This is a genomic window from Pseudomonas sp. MWU12-3103b, assembly GCF_023100615.1.
In the GTDB taxonomy this organism is placed as follows: Bacteria; Pseudomonadota; Gammaproteobacteria; order Pseudomonadales; family Pseudomonadaceae; genus Aquipseudomonas; species Aquipseudomonas putida_A.
In genome coordinates this window covers 159,191-178,367 of sequence record NZ_JALMEY010000012.1, presented here as the reverse complement: position 1 = coordinate 178,367, position 19,177 = coordinate 159,191, and the positions used below count along the sequence as shown (strand labels likewise).

At 61.1% G+C, this 19,177-nt stretch carries 21 protein-coding genes; 8 read left to right on the top strand and 13 right to left on the bottom strand.

Going from position 1 to position 19,177, the window contains the following annotated elements; translation table 11 throughout:
* Positions 1 to 56 precede the first annotated feature (56 nt).
* From hemA to M0808_RS19305, 6 genes are all read left to right on the top strand, one after another.
* The gene (gene hemA / locus M0808_RS19330) at positions 57 to 1,343 is read left to right on the top strand and encodes a glutamyl-tRNA reductase (protein ID WP_064589169.1); all 1,287 of its coding nucleotides are present in this window, start codon (positions 57 to 59) and stop codon (positions 1,341 to 1,343) included.
* A complete protein-coding gene (prfA, locus tag M0808_RS19325; RefSeq protein ID WP_098965583.1) occupies positions 1,340 to 2,422 on the top strand; it encodes a peptide chain release factor 1 in 1,083 nt (360 codons plus the stop codon). The genes hemA and prfA overlap by 4 nt, the downstream gene beginning before the upstream one ends.
* On the top strand, positions 2,423 to 3,253 hold the full coding sequence (prmC, locus tag M0808_RS19320) for a peptide chain release factor N(5)-glutamine methyltransferase (protein WP_247842155.1): 831 nt from the start codon (positions 2,423 to 2,425) through the stop codon (positions 3,251 to 3,253).
* Positions 3,247 to 4,002, top strand: coding sequence for a molybdopterin-synthase adenylyltransferase MoeB (locus M0808_RS19315; RefSeq protein ID WP_247842154.1), 756 nt, complete (start codon positions 3,247 to 3,249; stop codon positions 4,000 to 4,002). Before prmC ends, M0808_RS19315 begins: the two co-directional genes overlap by 7 nt.
* Positions 3,995 to 4,786, top strand: coding sequence for a glutamate racemase (murI, locus tag M0808_RS19310; RefSeq protein WP_139054167.1), 792 nt, complete (start codon positions 3,995 to 3,997; stop codon positions 4,784 to 4,786). Before M0808_RS19315 ends, murI begins: the two co-directional genes overlap by 8 nt.
* A 112-nt stretch (positions 4,787 to 4,898) precedes the next feature.
* Positions 4,899 to 5,417 (top strand): acyloxyacyl hydrolase, encoded by a 519-nt coding sequence (locus tag M0808_RS19305; protein ID WP_027612230.1) that lies wholly within the window; start codon positions 4,899 to 4,901, stop codon positions 5,415 to 5,417.
* A gap of 133 nt (positions 5,418 to 5,550) precedes the next feature.
* Here M0808_RS19305 and M0808_RS19300 read toward each other — a convergent pair whose 3' ends face one another.
* The 12 genes from M0808_RS19300 to M0808_RS19245 form a co-directional block, all read right to left on the bottom strand.
* Complete coding sequence (locus tag M0808_RS19300; RefSeq protein ID WP_007967664.1) at positions 5,551 to 5,856, bottom strand: YkgJ family cysteine cluster protein; 306 nt, start codon at positions 5,854 to 5,856, stop codon at positions 5,551 to 5,553.
* Between the two features lie 53 nt (positions 5,857 to 5,909).
* Entirely contained in the window at positions 5,910 to 6,401 is a 492-nt protein-coding gene (locus M0808_RS19295) for a DUF2878 domain-containing protein (RefSeq protein WP_247842153.1), read from the bottom strand.
* Positions 6,394 to 7,659, bottom strand: coding sequence for a cyclopropane-fatty-acyl-phospholipid synthase family protein (locus M0808_RS19290; RefSeq protein ID WP_098965574.1), 1,266 nt, complete (start codon positions 7,657 to 7,659; stop codon positions 6,394 to 6,396). The genes M0808_RS19295 and M0808_RS19290 overlap by 8 nt, the downstream gene beginning before the upstream one ends.
* Entirely contained in the window at positions 7,646 to 8,461 is an 816-nt protein-coding gene (locus M0808_RS19285; RefSeq protein ID WP_247842152.1) for a DUF1365 domain-containing protein, read from the bottom strand. Before M0808_RS19285 ends, M0808_RS19290 begins: the two co-directional genes overlap by 14 nt.
* A complete protein-coding gene (locus M0808_RS19280) occupies positions 8,458 to 9,705 on the bottom strand; it encodes an FAD-dependent oxidoreductase (RefSeq protein ID WP_223008306.1) in 1,248 nt (415 codons plus the stop codon). Before M0808_RS19280 ends, M0808_RS19285 begins: the two co-directional genes overlap by 4 nt.
* Positions 9,702 to 10,484 carry an SDR family NAD(P)-dependent oxidoreductase gene (locus M0808_RS19275; RefSeq protein ID WP_247842151.1) on the bottom strand — a complete coding sequence of 261 codons (783 nt, stop codon included), beginning with the start codon at positions 10,482 to 10,484 and terminating at the stop codon, positions 9,702 to 9,704. The genes M0808_RS19280 and M0808_RS19275 overlap by 4 nt, the downstream gene beginning before the upstream one ends.
* Positions 10,481 to 10,903, bottom strand: a complete 423-nt coding sequence (locus M0808_RS19270) for a nuclear transport factor 2 family protein (RefSeq protein WP_027612224.1) — start codon at positions 10,901 to 10,903, stop codon at positions 10,481 to 10,483. Before M0808_RS19270 ends, M0808_RS19275 begins: the two co-directional genes overlap by 4 nt.
* The gene (gene phrB, locus M0808_RS19265; RefSeq protein WP_247842150.1) at positions 10,896 to 12,341 is read right to left on the bottom strand and encodes a deoxyribodipyrimidine photo-lyase; all 1,446 of its coding nucleotides are present in this window, start codon (positions 12,339 to 12,341) and stop codon (positions 10,896 to 10,898) included. The genes M0808_RS19270 and phrB overlap by 8 nt, the downstream gene beginning before the upstream one ends.
* Before the next feature lie 11 nt (positions 12,342 to 12,352).
* Positions 12,353 to 13,294 carry a MerR family transcriptional regulator gene (locus M0808_RS19260; protein WP_096797277.1) on the bottom strand — a complete coding sequence of 314 codons (942 nt, stop codon included), beginning with the start codon at positions 13,292 to 13,294 and terminating at the stop codon, positions 12,353 to 12,355.
* Positions 13,294 to 14,256 carry a DUF523 and DUF1722 domain-containing protein gene (locus M0808_RS19255; RefSeq protein WP_247842149.1) on the bottom strand — a complete coding sequence of 321 codons (963 nt, stop codon included), beginning with the start codon at positions 14,254 to 14,256 and terminating at the stop codon, positions 13,294 to 13,296. Before M0808_RS19255 ends, M0808_RS19260 begins: the two co-directional genes overlap by 1 nt.
* 188 nt (positions 14,257 to 14,444) lie before the next feature.
* Positions 14,445 to 14,660 (bottom strand): TIGR02450 family Trp-rich protein, encoded by a 216-nt coding sequence (locus M0808_RS19250; protein WP_027612220.1) that lies wholly within the window; start codon positions 14,658 to 14,660, stop codon positions 14,445 to 14,447.
* Positions 14,657 to 15,643, bottom strand: coding sequence for an FAD-dependent oxidoreductase (locus M0808_RS19245; protein ID WP_007967686.1), 987 nt, complete (start codon positions 15,641 to 15,643; stop codon positions 14,657 to 14,659). Before M0808_RS19245 ends, M0808_RS19250 begins: the two co-directional genes overlap by 4 nt.
* Before the next feature lie 197 nt (positions 15,644 to 15,840).
* Between M0808_RS19245 and M0808_RS19240 the strand changes: the two genes are divergently transcribed.
* Both M0808_RS19240 and hemH read left to right on the top strand, forming a co-directional pair.
* The gene (locus M0808_RS19240; protein WP_247842148.1) at positions 15,841 to 16,743 is read left to right on the top strand and encodes a TIGR01777 family oxidoreductase; all 903 of its coding nucleotides are present in this window, start codon (positions 15,841 to 15,843) and stop codon (positions 16,741 to 16,743) included.
* Between the two features lie 13 nt (positions 16,744 to 16,756).
* Positions 16,757 to 17,782, top strand: coding sequence for a ferrochelatase (gene hemH / locus M0808_RS19235; RefSeq protein ID WP_096797274.1), 1,026 nt, complete (start codon positions 16,757 to 16,759; stop codon positions 17,780 to 17,782).
* 118 nt (positions 17,783 to 17,900) lie between these two features.
* Here the strand turns inward: hemH and M0808_RS19230 are convergent, their stop codons facing one another.
* Positions 17,901 to 19,175 carry a uracil-xanthine permease family protein gene (locus M0808_RS19230; RefSeq protein WP_003228120.1) on the bottom strand — a complete coding sequence of 425 codons (1,275 nt, stop codon included), beginning with the start codon at positions 19,173 to 19,175 and terminating at the stop codon, positions 17,901 to 17,903.
* Positions 19,176 to 19,177: the final 2 nt, after the last annotated feature.

The window sequence follows — 19,177 nt, the reverse complement described above, 5'->3', positions numbered from 1 at the left end:
CTGAATCTGACGAAGTAGGACAATTGCCGGCTTCACGTCACCATCAGCGACCTTGAATGGCCTTCCTTGCACTCGGTATTAACCACAAGACTGCTTCAGTAGACGTCCGCGAGCGCGTGGCCTTTACCCCTGAGCAGCTGGTGGAGGCCTTGCAGCAGCTCTGCCGACTCACCGACAGCCGCGAAGCTGCGATCCTCTCCACCTGCAATCGCAGTGAGCTGTATATAGAACAGGATCAGGTTTCGGCTGATCTGGTTCTGCGCTGGCTGGCCGATTATCACCATTTAAGCCTCGATGAGCTGCGCGCGAGTGCTTATGTGCATGAAGATGATGCGGCAGTTCGTCACATGATGCGCGTCGCCTCCGGGCTCGACTCGCTGGTGCTGGGCGAACCGCAGATTCTCGGCCAGATGAAATCGGCTTACGCCGTGGCTCGCGAGGCCGGGACCATCGGCCCGCTGCTGGGGCGGCTGTTTCAAGCGACGTTCAATGCCGCCAAGCAAGTGCGTACCGACACCGCCATCGGCGAAAACCCGGTGTCCGTGGCGTTTGCCGCGGTCAGTCTGGCCAAACAGATTTTCAGCGACCTGCAACGCAGTCAGGCCCTGCTGATAGGCGCTGGCGAGACCATCACGCTGGTCGCCCGCCATTTGCATGAGCTGGGGGTCAAGCGCATCGTGGTCGCCAACCGTACGCTGGAACGCGCCAGCCTGCTGGCCGAGCAGTTCGGCGCGCACGCGGTGCTGCTGTCGGACATTCCGGCGGAACTGGTGCGCAGCGATATCGTGATCAGTTCGACCGCCAGCCAGTTGCCGATCCTCGGCAAGGGTGCGGTGGAAAGCGCGCTGAAGCAGCGCAAGCACAAGCCGATCTTCATGGTCGACATCGCCGTACCCCGCGACATCGAGCCGGAAGTCGGCGAACTCGACGACGTTTACCTGTACAGCGTCGACGATCTGCACGAAGTGGTCGCCGAGAACCTCAAGAGTCGTCAGGGTGCAGCCCAGGCGGCGGAAGAGATGGTCTCGGTCGGCGCCGACGATTTCATGGTGCGTCTGCGTGAGCTGGCGGCGGTCGATGTGCTCAAGGCTTATCGGCAACAAAGCGAACGCCTGCGCGACGAGGAGCTGCAAAAAGCCCTGCGTCTGCTGGCCAACGGCGGCAACGCCGAAGAGGTGCTCGGGCAACTGGCCCGCGGCCTGACCAATAAACTGTTGCATGCGCCCAGCGTGCAATTGAAAAAGCTTTCTGCCGAAGGCCGCCTCGATGCGCTGGCCATGGCCCAGGAACTCTTCGCCCTCGAGGGCTCACCGGATAGTTTTTCGGATAAAAAACCGCAATGAAAGCGTCACTGCTCAACAAGCTGGACACCCTCCAGGACCGTTTCGAGGAACTGACCGCGCTGCTCGGCGACGGCGAAGTCATTGCCGATCAGGCCAGATTCCGCGCCTATTCCAAGGAATACGCCGAACTCGAGCCGGTGGTACAAGGCTATAAAAAGCTGCTCGGCGTACAAAGTGATCTTGAAGGCGCCCAGGCGCTGCTCAAGGACAGCGACCCGGACATGCGTGAAATGGCTGTGGAAGAAGTCCGCGAAGCCAAGGAATTGCTGATCAGGCTGGAAGATGATCTGCAGCGCATGTTGCTGCCCAAGGATCCCAATGACGGGCGTAACGTCTTTCTCGAAATTCGCGCCGGTACCGGTGGCGACGAGGCGGCGATCTTCTCCGGCGATCTGTTCCGCATGTACTCGCGTTACGCCGAACGACGTGGCTGGCGCGTGGAGATTCTTTCGGAAAACGAAGGCGAGCACGGTGGCTATAAAGAAGTCATCGCCCGCATTGAAGGCGACAACGTTTACGGCAAGCTGAAATTCGAGTCCGGCGCGCACCGCGTACAGCGTGTACCCGCCACCGAATCCCAGGGCCGTATCCACACCTCGGCCTGCACCGTGGCGGTGTTGCCCGAGCCGGACGAACGGGAAGCCATCGAGATCAACCCGGCGGATCTGCGTGTCGATACTTACCGCTCCTCCGGGGCCGGTGGTCAGCACGTCAACACCACCGACTCGGCGATCCGCATCACGCACATACCGACCGGCACCGTCGTCGAGTGTCAGGAAGAACGTTCCCAGCACAAGAACCGTGCCCGGGCGATGGCCTGGCTGTCGGCCAAGCTCAACGATCAGCAGACCGCCGCGGCGGCGAATGCGATTGCCAGCGAGCGTAAGTTGCTGGTCGGTTCCGGTGACCGTTCCGAGCGCATTCGCACGTACAACTTTGCCCAGGGCCGGGTCACTGACCATCGCGTCAACCTGACCCTGTACTCCCTTGATGAAATCCTCGCCGGTGGCGTTGAAGCGGTGATCGAGCCTTTGCTGGCCGAATACCAGGCCGACCAGCTTGCAGCGATAGGTGAATAAATGACCATCATTGCCAGTCTGTTGCGCGCTGCCGAATTGCCGGACTCGCCCACCGCGCGCCTGGATGCCGAATTGCTCCTGGCAGCGGCACTGGGCAAATCGCGAAGCTTCCTGCACACCTGGCCCGAGCGCATCGTACCCAGCGAAGCGGTGCTGATTTTTACCGAGTACCTGCAACGGCGTCGAAGTGGCGAGCCGGTGGCCTACATCCTTGGTCAGCAGGGGTTCTGGAAGCTCGATCTGGAAGTCGCGCCGCACACGCTGATCCCGCGCCCGGACACCGAATTGCTGGTCGAGGCCGCGCTGGAGCTGCTGGCGGCAACGCCGGCGAAAGTCCTCGATCTGGGCACCGGCAGCGGCGCGATTGCGTTGGCCCTGGCCAGCGAGCGTCTGGCGTGGAAGGTCACGGCGGTGGATCGCGTGCTGGAAGCCGTCGCGTTGGCCGAGCGCAATCGCCAGCGTCTGAACCTGAACAACGCCACGGTGCTGAGCAGCCACTGGTTCAGCGCCCTCGAAGGCCAGCGCTTCAATCTGATCATCAGCAACCCGCCGTACATCGCGGCTGCCGACCCGCATCTGGTCGAGGGCGACGTGCGCTTCGAACCGGCCAGTGCGCTGGTGGCCGGTGTCGACGGGCTCGACGATCTGCGCCTGATTGTCGCCCAGGCCCCGGATCATCTGGAAGCCGGCGGCTGGCTGATGCTCGAACACGGCTATGATCAAGCCGAGGCCGTGCGTGATCTGCTGCTCACCCGTGGTTTTGAACAAGTCCACAGCCGCACCGATCTGGGCGGCCATCAACGGATCAGCCTGGGGCGCCTGCCGTGCTGAATGATCAGGAGTTGCTGCGCTACAGCCGGCAGATTCTGCTGCAACACATCGATATCGATGGGCAACTGAAGCTGAAAGACAGCCGTGTGCTGATTGTCGGCCTCGGCGGTCTCGGTGCGCCGGTTGCGCTGTACCTGGCGGCGGCCGGTGTCGGTGAGTTGCATCTGGCGGATTTCGACACGGTCGACCTGACCAACCTGCAGCGCCAGATCATTCATGACACCGACAGCGTCGGCATGAGCAAGGTCGACTCGGCGCTCAAGCGCCTGAGCGCGATCAATCCCGAGATTCAACTGATTGCCCATCGTCAGGCGCTGGACGAGGATTCCCTGGCCTCCGCCGTTTCGGCGGTGGATCTGGTGCTCGACTGCTCCGATAACTTTTCCACCCGCGAAGCGGTCAACGCCGCGTGCGTGGCCGCGTGCAAGCCGCTGGTCAGCGGCGCGGCGATTCGTCTGGAAGGGCAGTTGTCGGTATTCGACCCGCGTCGCCCGGAAAGTCCGTGCTACCACTGCCTGTACGGGCATGGCAGCGAAGCCGAACTGACCTGCAGCGAAGCCGGTGTGGTCGGGCCGCTGGTGGGGCTGGTCGGCAGTCTGCAGGCGCTTGAAGCGTTGAAAGTGCTGGTCGGTTTTGGCGAACCGTTGGTGGGTCGTTTGCTGTTGATCGATGCCTTGGGTTCGCGCTTCCGTGAATTGCGGGTCAAGCGCGATCCGGGGTGCAGCGTCTGTGGTTCGCAGCATGCGTGAGGCGCCGATCGCGGTGTTCGATTCTGGTGTCGGCGGCTTGTCGGTACTGGCTGAAATCCAGCGTTTGCTGCCCCATGAATCACTGCTGTATTTCGCCGATTGCGGGCATATTCCCTACGGCGAGAAAACCCCGGAGTTCATCCGCCAGCGTTGCAACGTGATGGCCGGTTTTTTCCGCGAGCAGGGCGCCAAGGCCCTGGTGATCGCCTGCAACACGGCGACGGTGGCCGCGGTTGCCGATCTGCGCCGTGATTTCCCCGAGTGGCCGATCGTTGGCATGGAGCCAGCGGTCAAACCCGCAGCTGCCGCTACCCGCAGCGGTGTGGTGGGCGTACTCGCCACCACCGGCACGTTGCAGAGTGCCAAGTTCGCCGCGTTGCTTGACCGCTTCGCTGCTGACGTTCGCGTCATCACCCAGCCGTGCCCCGGCCTGGTGGAACTGATTGAAAGCGGTGATCTGCACAGCGCCGAGTTGCGCACGTTGCTGCAGCATTACGTCGACCCGCTGCTGGCCAACGGTTGCGACACGATCATTCTCGGTTGCACTCACTATCCGTTTCTCAAGCCGATGCTCAAGACGATGATTCCCGACAGCATCAGCCTGATTGACACTGGCGCAGCCGTAGCGCGGCAACTGCAACGGTTGCTGGCCGAACGTGATCTGCTCGCCAAGGGGCCGAACCGCCCGGTCAGATTCTGGACCAGTGCCGACCCCGCGTTCTTCCGCAAGACCCTGCCCCTGTTGGGTCAGGTTGCCGGCGACGTCGAAAAATTCAGCTTGTAAAAAAAATGTGAAATAACTAGAAAAACAGCTGAACTTCTAATCAGGCGCTAGCTTCTATAGCGATGAGTTATCTAGAAAACCAAACGATCGTTCCGGAAAAGGAAGTTTCAAAGTGAAGCGACTATTCTGCTTGGCCGCGATTGCGGCCGCACTGATGGGGCAAAGTATTACCGCGCAAGCTGCAGGTGTTGAATTTGCAGTGGGTGCGACCAGCGATTCGACCATGACTTATCGCCTGGGCATGAATTTCGATTGGGACAAGAGCTGGCTGCAAAGTGATGTCGGTCGCCTGACCGGTTACTGGAGCGGCGCTTACACTTACTGGGAGGGTGACAAGACTTCCAGCAACAACAGCCTGTCGTTCTCCCCGGTATTCGTTTACGAGTTTGCCGGTCAGTCAGTCAAGCCGTACGTTGAGGCGGGTATTGGTGTCGCAGCGTTCTCCAACACCAAGTATGAAAGCAACAACATCGGCGGCTCTTTCCAGTTCGAAGACCGTATCGGTTTTGGTCTGCGCTTCAATGGCGGGCATGAAGTGGGGATTCGGGCGACGCACTATTCCAACGCCGGCCTGGCCAGCAGCAACGACGGTGTAGAAAGCTACGCGCTGCATTACACGATGCCGCTGTAACTGCAGCTTGCACAAATCTTTGTGGGAGCGGGCTTGCTCGCGAATGCGGTGTGTCAGTCGACAACACAATTGACTGACACACCGCATTCGCGAGCAAGCCCGCTCCCACATTGGTTTTGAGCTGCTGTTGAAATCAACGGTAAGCAGTGGCAATGCCTTTGCGTTCTTCAATGCACTCCGGTGCACCCATCTCGAATTCGCGACAGATCAGCGGGCGTTTCTCATAGATCGTGCACATCATGCTGTCGCGATCCAGCGCCGCGCACCAGCCGTCGTCCAGACGCAGCATTACTTCACCACCCCACTCATCGGTATCGATAAAGCGTTCGGGCACGCCGGTGTCGGTGATCAGCATCACTTCGAGCTGGCAACAGCACGCTGCGCAGGTTGAACAGGTGACCGCGGGCTCGGTGATTTGCTGGTGGGGAATGGTTTTCATGCTGCGCAGTGTAAGGCAGCCGCCGGTTGCTGTGTGAAAGGCCTGACAGACGCTCAGTGGGCCAGCCGCCGAGCCATGGCATGCAGCAGCGGAAACAGCAGCGCCCACAGCAGGCCTATGCCGATCAGGGTCGGCACTTCACCGTAAGGAAATTGCACGCCGGCCAGCTGTCCGCCGCCGTAATAGGACACGGCGCCGCCCACTGCACCGAGTCCGCTGGCCAGCCACCACGGGCGGGCGCTCCATTGCAGACAGTGACGCAACGTGGTCGCGAGCAAGGCCCAGAGCAGCATCAGCCACAGCGGAATCAGTGGCGACAGGTCCTGGAATTCGAACACGCCGGCAGCGCGCAACAGACTGTCTACGGCTGTACCGACAAGCACCACGCTGAGGATCAGGCGACCTTCCTCCGCCCAACTGCTGATCCAACCAAAATGGACCACCAGCACCGCCAGCGCCAGCAGCAGCCACAGACTGTCGCCGCCGAGCACGCAGGCCAGCCAGCCGACCTGGAACAGCACGGCATTGGTCAGCCGCTCAAGCATCGAAGCGTCCGAGCAACGGCGCCGGCATCGCGGCCGGTTTGGCCAGCAGCAGTTGCGCGGTGCCGATGGTGCGCTCCAGAAACCCGCCCTCGCAGTAGCACAGGTAAAACTCCCACAGCCGCAGGAAGTAATCGTCGTAACCCAACTCGCTCAAACGGCCATGGGCGCGGCGAAAGTTTTCGTGCCACAGGCGCAGGGTGCGGGCGTAGTGCAGGCCGAAATCTTCCATGTGCAGCAGGTTCATGTCGGTCTCGCGGCTGACCACTTCGAGCATCTTCTGCACGCAGGGCAGGGCACCGCCGGGGAAGATGTAGCGCTGGATGAAGTCGACGCCGCGCTTGGCCTGCTCGTAGCGCTGCTCGCGGATGGTGATCGCCTGCAACAGCATCAGGCCGTTGCTCTTGAGCAGGTGCGCGCATTGCTTGAAATAGGTGGGCAGGAAGCGGTGACCGACCGCTTCGATCATCTCGATCGACACCAGTTTGTCGTATTCGCCGGTGAGGTCGCGGTAGTCGGTGAGCAGCAGCGTTACCCGATCCTGCAACCCCAGTGCTTCAATGCGCCTGGCGGTAAACGCGTACTGCTCTTTCGACAGTGTTGTGGTGGTGACACGGCAACCGTAATGCTGCGCGGCGTACAGCGCCATGCTGCCCCAACCGGTGCCGATCTCCAGCAGATGATCTTCGGGCTTGAGTGCGAGCTTCTGGCAGATCCGTTCCAGCTTGTTCAACTGAGCCTGTTCCAGGCTGTCTTCGGGACTGAGGAACTGCGCCGCCGAATACATCATGGTCGGGTCGAGAAACTGTTCGAACAGATCGTTGCCGAGGTCATAGTGCGCCGCGATGTTTTTCTGCGAACCCTTGCGCGTGTTGCGGTTGAGCCAGTGCAGGCCTTGCACCAGGGGCCGGCTGAGGCGGGCCAGACCGCGCTCCATGGCGTCGAGCACGTCGAGGTTGCTGACGAACACGCGCACGACCGCCGTCAGGTCCGGCGAACTCCAGTAACCGTGGATAAACGCTTCGCCGGCACCAATCGATCCGTTGCCGGCGACCATGCCCCACACCGCCGCGTCCTGCACATGGATTTCGCCGAGCAGGTGGCTGCCCGGCGTGCCGAACATCAGGCGTTCGCCATCCTCGACCACCAGCAATTGCCCGTGTTTGAGCTGACTGAGTTGCCGCAAAACGCCGCGACGCAGCAGCGAACCGGTCAAACCGTTGGTGCTGAAGCGACTGACCGACAGGCTAGAGGATTTCATGGCGGTGCTCCTTGGGAGGCACAGTGGCGATCTGAAAGCTGCCGTCGGCAGCCTGATGAGCAAAAATCGGGGCACGCTTGAGCAACAGGCGCACGGCTTGCCAATAAATCGCCAGACAGGTTTTCGCGGTCATCCACGGAAAACGTCGCAAGTAGCGGTGCAGGCTGTGGCGGTCGAGGGGTTCGCGCCGCAGATTGAGCGTGGCGTCGAACAGCTTGTGCTCACCCTGCCAGTCGGCCATGTGCACGCCGAGCTTTTGCGCAGCCGGGCTGAAGCTCATGCGGTACTCGAGGTCACGCGGCAAAAACGGCGAGACATGAAAGGCCTTGGCCACGGCGAAGTGCTGGTGAAAGTCTTGCAGGTCGGTCGGTGTGCGGGCCGGCAGCACGTAGTGATAACGCTCGCGCCACGGCGTGTTGGTGACTTCGCAGAGAATCGCCGCCAGTTGCCCGTCGGCCTCGTGGCAATAAAAGAAACTCACTGGATTGAACGCCAGACCCCAACTGCGCGGTTGGGTCAGCAGGCAGATCGAACCCTGCGGTTGATGGCCGATGGCGACGCCGACTTGCTGGCGCACCGCGTCGATCAGGCGCATTCCATTGCCGGTGAAGGTTTTCAGGTAGTCGGTTTCGCGAAACGAAAACGCTGCAAAGCGGCTGCGACTGGCAAACGGCGACAGGCCGAACACGGCGTCCTGTTCCGCCAGATCGAGGTACAACAGACCGATCCGGTAACGGAATTCGTGGCGTCTGGGCGAAAAGCGCCGATGGCCAATCCAGCCGCTGTACAGGGCGCTGTTCATAAGCTTTCCCCGAACGCGGCGGCCACGCGCAACGCGCTGACCACGCCGTCCTCATGAAAGCCGTTGGCCCAGTAGGCGCCGCAATAATGGGTGTGCTGCTGACCGTCGAGTTCGGCCCAGCGGTTTTGCGCCGCCACCGCCGCGAGGCTGAATTGCGGGTGGGCGTAGGTGTATTTGGCGAGCACCTTGAACGGGCTGATCCCGGCGCTCTGATTGAGGCTGACGCAGAACGTGGTGTCACTCTGAATACCCTGCAGGATGTTCATGTCGTAAGTGACGGCCGCGTGGGTATGGCCGGCGCCGCTCAAGCGATAGTTCCAGCTGGCCCACGCCAGTTTTCGGGTCGGCAGCAGACGGGTATCGGTATGCAGCACGACTTCGTTATCGGCATAGGGCAGGGCGCCGAGGATCGAGCGTTCCGCCTGGCTTGGCGTGCCAAGCAATTGCAGGGCCTGGTCGCTGTGGCAGGCAAGCACGACTTTGTCGAAACGCTCGATGCCGGCCGGGCTGTGGATAACCACGCCGTGTTCATCGCGATCGATGCGCGTCACCGGGCAACTGAGGCGGATCTTGTCCTGGAACGCTGCGGTCAGTGGCGCGACATAGGCACTGGAGCCGCCCTCGATCACCTGCCATTGCGGGCGATCACTGACTGACAGCAGGCCATGATTCTTGAAGAAGCGCACAAAGAATTGCAGCGGGAAATTGAGCATCTCGGCCATCGGCATCGACCAGATCGCCGAGCCCATCGGCACGATGTAATGCAGGATGAAACGTTCGCCATAACCGCCAGCCTTGAGGTAATCGTCGAGCGTGGTATCGGCGGCAATGCGTTGTTCGGCGAGGTCGCGCTGGGCTTCTTTATTGAAGCGCAGAATGTCGCGCAACATGCCCCAAAACCCCGGGGACAGCAGGTTGCTGCGCTGGGCGAAGAGGCTGTTGAGGTTGTTGCCGTTGTATTCCAGACCGGTGTCCGGGTCGGTGACCGAGAAGCTCATTTCCGTCGGTTTGAACGACACGCCGAGCTGGCCGAGCAATCGAATGAAGTTCGGATATGTCCAGTCGTTGAACACGATGAACCCAGTGTCCACCGCATATTCGCGGCCATCGACGGTCACCTGCACGGTATGCGTGTGACCGCCGACCCAGTCGCTGGCCTCGAACACCGTGATGTCGTGTCGGCGATTGAGCAGGTGGGCGCAGGTCAGGCCGGCGATTCCGCTGCCGACAATGGCAATCTTCATATCGGGTCTCGCAGCGGTGGGTTGCTGCGCACCATGCGCTTGCCGATCGCCAGTTGCAGGCGCGCCGGCAGCTTCGACAGTGGCCAAAGCGCCGCCATGAACAGTGCCGGAAAGGCGATCTCCAGCGGACGATCCTTGAGCTTGGCGAAGATGTGCCGCGCCGCTTTATCCACAGGCCAGCTCAACGGCATCGGGAAGTCATTCTTGGCGGTCAGCGGGGTTTCGACAAAACCCGGGCTGATGATGGTGACATCGATGCCCTCGACGGCCAGGTCGATCCGCAGCGATTCGAACAGATAGCGCAGCCCGGCTTTCGACGCGCCGTAGGCTTCGGCTCGGGGCAGCGGCAGGTAGGTCACGGAACTGGCCATGCCGATCAGATGCGGCGCGGTGCCTTTGCGCAGCAACGGCAGGGCCGCTTCGATGCAGTAACTGCTGGCGAGCAGGTTGGTGCGCACCACATGTTCGATGATCGAGGCATCGAACTGTCGCGCATCGACGTACTCGCAGGTGCCGGCATTGAGAATCACGCTGTCGAGCGAGCCCCAGGCCTGTTCGATCTGCTGGCCGATTTCGCGCACGGTCTGACTGTTGGTCAGATCGCCGGCCACCACCAGCACCTGCTCCGGATAACGTTGCGACAGCACTTTGAGCGGTGCCACCTGACGCGAGCTTACAGCCAGATGCGCGCCGCTTTTCAGAATGTCTTCAGCCAGTGCTGCGCCGATGCCACTGCTGGCACCGGTCAGCCAATAACGCCGTGGAGGTGTACGACTCATCCCATTCTCCTTTTCAACCAGGCGATCACCCGGCCCAATACGGGTAAATGTTCATACAGCATGGCCCCGGCATCGAAATAATCCCGGTGGCGATAAACCTTGTCCCGCCACAGCAGGTGCGAACACCCGGCGACGCGAATCAATTGACCACCGGCCAGACGCGGGTGGCGGTAACTCATGACCCAGCGCAGGTAACCTTCACCGTCAGCGATCTGGTCGAAGCCGTGGAAATCGAAGCGCAGTTCGCTGACGTTGGCGTACAGCTCGCTGAAGTAATGTCGCAGTTGCACCAGCCCCTGCACTTCATGCAGCGGGTCGGTGAAGTGAATGTCATCGCTGTACAGCTCGCCCAGACGTTGCAAGTTGTCTTTGTTCAACTCGGCGAACTGGCGGGCGAAGCGGCGCAGGAATTCACTCATGAACTTCTTCCATAGACGAGCGCGACGGCAGGTTCTTGAACGCCGCCAGCGCGCGTTCGCGCGAAGCCCCGAGATTGACGATCGGCGCCGGATAATCCGCCACGCCGAACAGTCCGCCTGCGCTGGCCGGGTTGTGTACTTCCTTCTTGTTCAGGCCGGCCAGCTCAGGCAGCCAGTGCTTGATGAACAGGCCTTCGCTGTCGAATTTTTCCGATTGGCTCAACGGATTGAAGATGCGGAAGTACGGCGCCGAATCGGTGCCGGTCGAAGAACTCCATTGCCAGCCACCGTTGTTCGCCGCCAGATCGCCGTCGATCAAGTTACGCATGAAAAAGCGCTCGCCTTCACGCCAGTCGATCAGCAGATTCTTGGTCAGGAACATCGCCACAATCATCCGCAAGCGGTTATGCATCCAGCCGGTTTCCAGCAGTTGGCGCATGGCCGCATCGATGATTGGCAAACCGGTGCGCGCCTCTTGCCAAGCCGCCAGATCGTCCGGCGCATCACGCCAGGCCAGGGCTTCGGTTTCCGGGCGAAATGCGCGGTGGCGCGAAACCCGTGGGTAGCCCACCAGAATGTGTTTGTAGAACTCGCGCCACAGCAGCTCGTTGATCCAGGTCACCGCGCCGACCTTGCCGCTGTCGAACTCGCCCTGATTGCTTTGCAAGGCCGCATGCAGGCATTGGCGCGGCGAAATCACCCCGGCGGCGAGGTACGCGGAAAGTTGACTGGTGCCGGGTTTGGCCGGGAAGTCGCGTTCGCTCTGGTAGTAGTCGATCCGCGCGTCGGCGAAGGTGTCGAGACGGCGCCGGGCTTCCTGTTCGCCGGCCGGCCACAGTGTGCGCAAAGACTCGCTCGGCGTTGCAAAACCGGCGACGGATGCCGGCACCGGATCGCTGTCGATGTTCAGCTTTGCCTGTTTGCCGGGCGTCTTGACCAGCGCCGGCATCGAGCGGTGCAGGCGTTCATAGCAGACCTTGCGGAACTGGCTGAACACCTGAAAGTAGGTTTCGGTTTTGGTCAGTACCGTGCCGGGCTTGAACAGCAGTTGGTCAAGGTAGCTGTGGAAAGCGATGCCTTTGCTCTTCAGGGCCACGGCCACCGCGGCGTCGCGCTGGCTTTCGTGGATGCCATATTCTTCGTTGACGTGCACAGCTTGAATATTCAATTGCACACAAAGCTCGAGCAGCACCGCCGGGGCCTGATCCCAATGATTGGCGGTGCGCAGCAGTAATGGGATGTTCAGATCGCCGAGGCGACTGCTCAGCTCACGCAGGTTGCGCAGCCAGAAGTCGACCTTGCACGCGGCGTCGTCATGTTCCAGCCATTGCTGCGGGCTCAACAGATACACGGCAACCGTCGGGCCGCGCGCTGCGGCGGCCGCGAGGGCGGTGTTGTCATGTAGGCGCAGGTCGCTGCGCAGCCAGATCAATTGCATCGCGGTTTCCATTAAATCAGCCCACGCTGCACCAGTTCCTGATGTGCCGAGAGCGGGTCTTCGGCCAGGATCAGATCAGCGATCTCAGGGGTTCTTACGGACAACTCGGTCTGGTGGATGCATACCGTTGGTCCGACGAGCATTTTTGCAGTGCCGATGCCATTCAGCAGTTTTGGCAGCTGCGCCAGATTCATCGCCTTGCTGGAATACAGCAGCACTCCCCGGGCTTGCAGATGATCGACCGCCAGCGCCAGTTCTCCGGCCGGTAGCGGCCAGTCGAACACTTGCACCGGGCAGTCGGCGCTGCTGATCAGCCACGCGCATAGCCACAGGTGAGGTTCCAGTGCCAGGTCCGAGTGATTGATCAGCAGCAACGGCGCAGCGTGTAATTGCCGATTGTTATGGTAGATGCGCGCGCCGAATTTGCTGCGTAACCAGGAATAAAAGAACACCCGTTCCATCTGTGCGCCGAACTGGCCTTGCCAGCGCTGCTCGAGTTCGGCCAGCAGCGGCAGGAGTAATTGCTCGCACAGGGTGCGTGGCGGGTACAGGGCCATGGCCTGGTTGATGCTATCGTCGAGGTTGCGCTCATTGAGCTGGATGACGGCGCCGAGCAAGGACTGGCGCTGCCGTTGCCAGTCGTTTTCCACCGTCTCGGTAAAGGCTTGCGGAGCATCGAGCAACGGTTTGACCTGACTGACAGCCACGCCTCGATTAAGCCAGGTCAGGATGGTCAGGATTCGTTGCACATGTTCGCTGGAATACAGGCGATGGCCCTTGGGCGTGCGCTGCGGCACGATCAACCCGTAACGGCGCTCCCAGGCGCGCAGGGTGATGGCGTTGACCCCGGTCTGCCGCGCCACTTCGCGGATCGGCAGCCAGCCCTCGTCGAGGGCTTTCTTGAAGTCGGCGCCGAGGTCTTCCTGGGCGCTGGTGTCGAGTTTGTCGTTCATCAAATGGCGTTTCGCAGGCTGAGGTTTTCCGGATGCGGCTGCAAGTAAACCTGCCGCGCAATGTACGGATCCGGGTGTTGGCGAAAGTGGTGTTTGAGCAGAGTCAATGGCACCACCAGCGGCACGATGCCGTGGCGGTACTGGCCGATGACATGCTGCATTTCCTGTTTGTCTTCCGGGCTGATCGCCTGTTTCAGGTAGCCGCTGATGTGTTGCAGCACGTTGCTGTGGGTGCGGCGGGTAGCGCATTTCTTCAACGCGCTCATCAACTCGCTGAAATAGCGCGGGCCGAGTTCGACCGGATCGGTCTTGGCCATGTTGCCCAGCAGTTTGCCCAAGGCTTTGTATTGCTCAGGGTTGTGTGCCATCAGCAGGTATTTGTAGCGTGAGTGGAATTCGGTCAGTGCGCGGCGGCTCAAGCCTTGTTCGAGCACCTGCTGCCAGGCGCTGTAGGCGAGCACGCGGGTGATGAAGTTTTCCCGCAACACCGGATCGTTCAGGCGTCCGGCTTCTTCCACCGGCAGGTCAGGGTGCTGCGCACAGAACGCCTGAGCGTAGATGCCACGGCCGCCTCCGTTCACCGGCGCGCCGTTGGCGTGATAGACCTTGACCCGCTCCAGACCGCACGAAGGCGACTGCTGCATGAAGATATAGCCGCAGATGTCATTGAGCTCGCCGGCCATTTTCTGCCCGTAGGCTGCCAGTGGTTCAGTGACATTGATTTGCGGATTGACCGTACCGATAGCTTCAGGAGCATCGGGATCGCCAATCAGGCGGATCGGTTCGCGCGGGATGCCCAGGCCAATCGCGACTTCCGGACATACCGGCACGAATTCGAAATACTCGGCAAGGGTGCGGCTGCACAACCGCGATTCCTTGTGCCCGCCGTTGTAGCGCACTTCGGCGCCCATCAGGCAGGCGCTGATGGCGATTTTGGGCCGGGAAGCAGAAAGATCGGACATGCACACCTCGAATCTATTCCTGTACAGATATTTATCTCTGTACAACTTTTCCTCAGCATAGATTCATGCGTGTACAAGTCAACTCATTTGTATAAGTTTTTCCAGGTTAACCACGATCGACTGTGGGAGGCAGCATTGATGTTGAATGATGCGACGCCATCGCGAGCAGGCTCACTCCTACAGGATCTTTATTGCCAGCCCAGTAACCAGTGATCGTTGTTCTTCAACGTCTGCCAATCGAGGCGTTCTGCGCGCTTTGTCAACACCGCCTGCAACTCGATCTCCAGCACCGTGCCTTCCTCATCCCGGAACAGTTCGGTGACCAGAAAATGTTTTTCGCGGTTTTGCGGGTGGGCTGCTGTCCACTTCGACAGCAGCAATTTTTGCGGATTGATGCGATTCATTGCAGGTGTTCGTGCAAACGGCGTGCAGCTTCCTGGCCACTGAGCCAGGCCCCCTCGACACGCCCCGACAGGCACCAGTCGCCGCAGGCGTACAAGCCCAGATCGGCGTCGGCCAGCGTGCCCCATTCGTGGCCGGTCGCAGGGCGTGCGTAGAGCCAGCGGTGGGCGAGACTGAAAGTCGGAGCGGGCATCGCGCTGTGCAGCAGTTCGGCGAATGCACCGTGCAGTTGCTCGATGACCGCTTCCTTGGACAGGTCGATGTGTTGCCGGCTCCAGGCGCTGCTGGCGTGCAGCACCCAAGTGTCGCAGGTGGTATCGCGCCCCGGTTTACTGCGGTTGCGTGCCAGCCAGTCGATGGGGCTGTCCTGCACGAAGCAACCTTCGATCGGGGTATCCAGGGGCGTATCGAAGGCGAGGGCGACGGCCCAGGTCGGGTCCATTTTCACCCCGGCGGCGGCGCCAGCGAGTTTTGGTGCGGCAGCCAGCAACGCCGTGGCTTGCGGCGCTGGCGTCGCAATCACCACGTGACTGAAGGGACCGTGGGTGAAGCCTTCGGCGTCCTGCAGGTGCCAGTGTTCTTCACCGCGAAACACCTCGGTGATGCGGCAGGCGAAGTGCACTTCCAGACCGTCGAGCAAACCCCGGGTGATCGCGCTCATGCGTGGCGTGCCGACCCAGCGCGTCTGTTCGTCCGGCGACAGATTCAGTTGCCCGCCCTGAAAGGTGTAGAGCTGCGGCGTCCACTCGGCGACCCAGCCCAGACTTTGCCAGCGTTGCACTTCGGTGACGAAACGCCGGTCGCGGGCGGTGAAGTATTGCGCGCCCATGTCCAGCGAACCGGCGTCGCTGCGTTTGCTCGACATGCGTCCGCCACTGCCGCGGCTTTTGTCGAAGAGCTGGACGGTGTGTCCGGCCTCTGTCAGCGCCTGCGCGGCGGAGAGTCCGGCGATGCCGGTGCCGATGATTGCGATAGGTACAGTCATAGGGGCCTCGTTTACCTTTCTGTACAGACTACGCCGTCAATGAAACCTGTACAATTTTGTTTTTTGGTATAACTTCTAGCGTTCTCGTTCTGACAGCTTGGCCTATGGTTAAACAATAGAGCCTGCCCGATAGAAAAGATCCCTGCTTATAAAAATAGACTAGTGATCCGGGTAAAACGCCACGCGAGGAAGAAGTCATGCGCATATTGCTGACCGGCGGTACTGGTTTGATAGGCCGTCAGCTCTGCCGACACTGGTCGGGGCAGGGCCATCAATTGACGGTGTGGAGTCGACGCCCGGAAAAGGTCGCGAAAATCTGTGGCGCGCAGGTGCGTGCAATTGCGCGTCTCGAAGACTTCGGCAACGAACCGCTGGACGCGGTGGTCAACCTGGCCGGTGCGCCGATCGCGGATCGGCCATGGACCCATCGGCGCAAGGCGCTGTTGTGGAGCAGCCGCATCACGCTCACCGAAACCCTGCAGGCCTGGCTGGAAACACGGCAGCAGAAACCGGCGTTGTTGATCTCCGGTTCGGCTGTTGGCTGGTACGGCGACGGCGGCGAACGCGAGCTGACCGAAGATTCGCCGCCAGTGATCGACGATTTTGCCAGTCAGTTGTGCATTGCCTGGGAGGAAACCGCCCAGCGTGCCGAAGGTCAGGGCATCCGCGTGGTGCTGGTGCGAACCGGGCTGGTGCTGTCGGCCGAGGGCGGCTTTTTGTCGCGGCTGTTGCTGCCGTTCAAACTCGGGTTGGGTGGGCCGCTGGGCAATGGTCGGCAGTGGATGCCGTGGATTCACATCGATGATCAAATCGCCCTGATTGATTTTCTTCTGCACCGCGATCAGGCGAGCGGTCCTTATAATGCCTGCGCACCGAAACCGGTGCGCAATCGCGAGTTTGCCAAGACGCTGGGCAGCGTGCTGCACCGTCCGGCGTTCATGCCGATGCCGGCCCTGGCGCTGAAGGTCGGGCTTGGCGAAATGTCATTGTTGTTGCTGGGTGGCCAAAGGGCCGTGCCGGCACGCTTGCTGGAAGCGGGTTTCACTTTCCAGTTCACGGATTTGCGCGCGGCTTTGGATGATCTCTCCGGCCGCCTTTGAAATAGGACGATGCATGACCGATCACGCCTTGCTTCTGGTCAACCTGGGTTCCCCGGCCTCCACCTCGGTGGCCGATGTACGCAGCTACCTCAATCAATTTCTGATGGACCCGTATGTGATCGACCTGCCGTGGCCGGTGCGGCGGCTGTTGGTGTCGCTGATCCTGATCAAGCGCCCCGAGCAATCGGCCCATGCCTACGCTTCGATCTGGTGGGAGGAGGGCTCGCCGCTGGTGGTGCTCAGCCGTCGTCTGCAGCAGCAGATGACCACCCAGTGGACCCACGGCCCGGTGGAACTGGCCATGCGTTATGGCGAGCCGTCGATTGAAACCAAATTGCTGCAACTTGTGGCTGCGGGGCACAAGCGCATCACGCTGGCGCCGCTTTATCCACAGTTCGCCGACAGCACCACGACCACGGTGATCGAAGAAGCCAAGCGGGTGATTCGCGAGAACAAACTCGATGTGCAGCTTTCAGTGTTGCAACCGTTTTACGATCAGCCGGAATACATCGACGCACTGGTCGCCAGCGCCACCCCGCATTTGCAGCAGGACTACGATCACTTGCTGCTGAGCTTCCATGGCTTGCCGGAGCGGCACCTGACCAAGCTCGATCCGACTGGCAATCACTGCTTGAAAAACGCGGATTGCTGCAAGAACGCTTCGCCGGCCGTGCTGGCCACCTGTTACCGCGCCCAGTGCATACGCACCGCCGCCGAGTTCGCCAGGCGCGCGGGCATTGCCGATGGCAAATGGTCGGTGTCGTTTCAGTCGCGTCTGGGGCGGGCGAAGTGGATCGAACCCTACACTGAAGCGCGGCTGGACGAGCTGGCGCAAAGCGGGGTGAAGAAGATTCTGGTGATGTGCCCGGCGTTTGTCGCCGATTGCATCGAGACGCTGGAAGAGATCGGTGATCGCGGCAAGGAACAGTTCCGCGAAGCGGGGGGCGAGGAGTTGGTGCTGGTGCCGTGCCTGAATGACGACCCGCAATGGGCGAAGGCGTTGGCAACCCTGTGTGAACGAGCGCCGCTGGCGCTTTAAAGCCAAAAGCTTCGCGAGCAAGCCCGCTCCCACATTTGATCTACGGTGCGCTGAAGATCAAATGTGGGAGCGGGCTTGCTCGCGAAAGCTATCTGTCAGACAACAAGGATCTAGACCCTTAAATCAGCGGCTCATCCGCCTTCTTGTTCTTCCAGCCATCATTGCCCGGCAGAATCAGGTTCAGCGCAATCGCCACCACCGCGCACAGCGCGATGCCTTTGAGGCCGAAGTCGTCCGGGCCAGTGCCGGTGCCGACCAGCACACCGCCGATACCGAACACCAGGGTCACCGACACGATCACCAGATTGCGCGCCTCACCGAGGTCGATCTTGTGACGGATCAGGGTGTTCATCCCCACCGCCGCGATCGAGCCGAACAGCAGGCACAGAATCCCGCCCATCACCGGCACCGGAATGCTTTGCAGCAGCGCGCCGAACTTGCCGATGAACGCCAGGGTGATGGCGAAGATCGCCGCCCAGGTCATGATTTTCGGGTTGTAGTTCTTGGTCAGCATCACCGCGCCGGTCACTTCGGCGTAGGTGGTGTTCGGCGGGCCGCCAAACAGACCTGCCGCCGTGGTGGCGATGCCGTCACCGAGCAGGGTGCGATGCAGGCCCGGTTTCTTCAGATAGTCACGACCGGTCACGCTACCCACCGCGATCACGCCGCCGATGTGCTCGATGGCCGGAGCCAGCGCCACCGGAACGATGAACAGGATCGCCTGCCAGTTGAACTCCGGCGCGGTGAAATGCGGCAGGGCGAACCATGGCGCCGCCGCAATCTTCGCGGTATCGACCACGCCGAAATAGAACGACATGGCAAAACCGACCAGCACCCCGGAAATGATCGGCACCAGGCGGAAGATGCCTTTCCCGAACACCGCCACGATCAAGGTGGTCAGCAGTGCCGGCATCGAGATCATCATCGCGGTCTGGTAGTGGATCAGCTCGGAACCGTCACCCGCCTTGCCCATCGCCATGTTCGCGGCAATCGGCGCCATGGCCAGACCGATCGAGATGATCACCGGACCAATCACCACTGGCGGCAGCAGACGGTCAATGAAACCGGTGCCTTTGATTTTCACGGCGAGGCCGAGGAAGGTGTAGACGAAACCGGCTGCCATCACGCCGCCCATGGTCGCGGCGAGGCCGAATTGGCCCTTGGCGAGAATGATCGGGGTGATGAAGGCAAAGCTCGACGCCAGAAACACCGGCACCTGACGCCCGGTGACGATCTGGAACAGGATCGTCCCCAGACCCGCGGTAAACAGTGCCACGTTCGGGTCAAGCCCGGTGATCAGCGGCATCAGCACCAGGGCGCCGAAAGCCACGAACAGCATCTGGGCGCCGGACAGCACCGTGCGCCAGAGCGGATCGTTGAACTCTTGCTGCATGC

Bases quoted from the DNA above. Each gene is read 5' to 3' on its own strand.
- hemA (WP_064589169.1), top strand. From the start codon at position 57: ATGGCCTTCCTTGCACTCGGTATTAACCACAAGACTGCTTCAGTAGAC.
- prfA (WP_098965583.1), top strand. From the start codon at position 1,340: ATGAAAGCGTCACTGCTCAACAAGCTGGACACCCTCCAGGACCGTTTC.
- prmC (WP_247842155.1), top strand. From the start codon at position 2,423: ATGACCATCATTGCCAGTCTGTTGCGCGCTGCCGAATTGCCGGACTCG.
- murI (WP_139054167.1), top strand. From the start codon at position 3,995: ATGCGTGAGGCGCCGATCGCGGTGTTCGATTCTGGTGTCGGCGGCTTG.
- M0808_RS19300 (WP_007967664.1), bottom strand. From the start codon at position 5,856: ATGAAAACCATTCCCCACCAGCAAATCACCGAGCCCGCGGTCACCTGT.
- M0808_RS19295 (WP_247842153.1), bottom strand. From the start codon at position 6,401: ATGCTTGAGCGGCTGACCAATGCCGTGCTGTTCCAGGTCGGCTGGCTG.
- M0808_RS19290 (WP_098965574.1), bottom strand. From the start codon at position 7,659: ATGAAATCCTCTAGCCTGTCGGTCAGTCGCTTCAGCACCAACGGTTTG.
- M0808_RS19285 (WP_247842152.1), bottom strand. From the start codon at position 8,461: ATGAACAGCGCCCTGTACAGCGGCTGGATTGGCCATCGGCGCTTTTCG.
- M0808_RS19280 (WP_223008306.1), bottom strand. From the start codon at position 9,705: ATGAAGATTGCCATTGTCGGCAGCGGAATCGCCGGCCTGACCTGCGCC.
- M0808_RS19275 (WP_247842151.1), bottom strand. From the start codon at position 10,484: ATGAGTCGTACACCTCCACGGCGTTATTGGCTGACCGGTGCCAGCAGT.
- M0808_RS19270 (WP_027612224.1), bottom strand. From the start codon at position 10,903: ATGAGTGAATTCCTGCGCCGCTTCGCCCGCCAGTTCGCCGAGTTGAAC.
- phrB (WP_247842150.1), bottom strand. From the start codon at position 12,341: ATGCAATTGATCTGGCTGCGCAGCGACCTGCGCCTACATGACAACACC.
- M0808_RS19260 (WP_096797277.1), bottom strand. From the start codon at position 13,294: ATGAACGACAAACTCGACACCAGCGCCCAGGAAGACCTCGGCGCCGAC.
- M0808_RS19255 (WP_247842149.1), bottom strand. From the start codon at position 14,256: ATGTCCGATCTTTCTGCTTCCCGGCCCAAAATCGCCATCAGCGCCTGC.
- M0808_RS19250 (WP_027612220.1), bottom strand. From the start codon at position 14,660: ATGAATCGCATCAATCCGCAAAAATTGCTGCTGTCGAAGTGGACAGCA.
- M0808_RS19245 (WP_007967686.1), bottom strand. From the start codon at position 15,643: ATGACTGTACCTATCGCAATCATCGGCACCGGCATCGCCGGACTCTCC.
- M0808_RS19240 (WP_247842148.1), top strand. From the start codon at position 15,841: ATGCGCATATTGCTGACCGGCGGTACTGGTTTGATAGGCCGTCAGCTC.
- hemH (WP_096797274.1), top strand. From the start codon at position 16,757: ATGACCGATCACGCCTTGCTTCTGGTCAACCTGGGTTCCCCGGCCTCC.
- M0808_RS19230 (WP_003228120.1), bottom strand. From the start codon at position 19,175: ATGCAGCAAGAGTTCAACGATCCGCTCTGGCGCACGGTGCTGTCCGGC.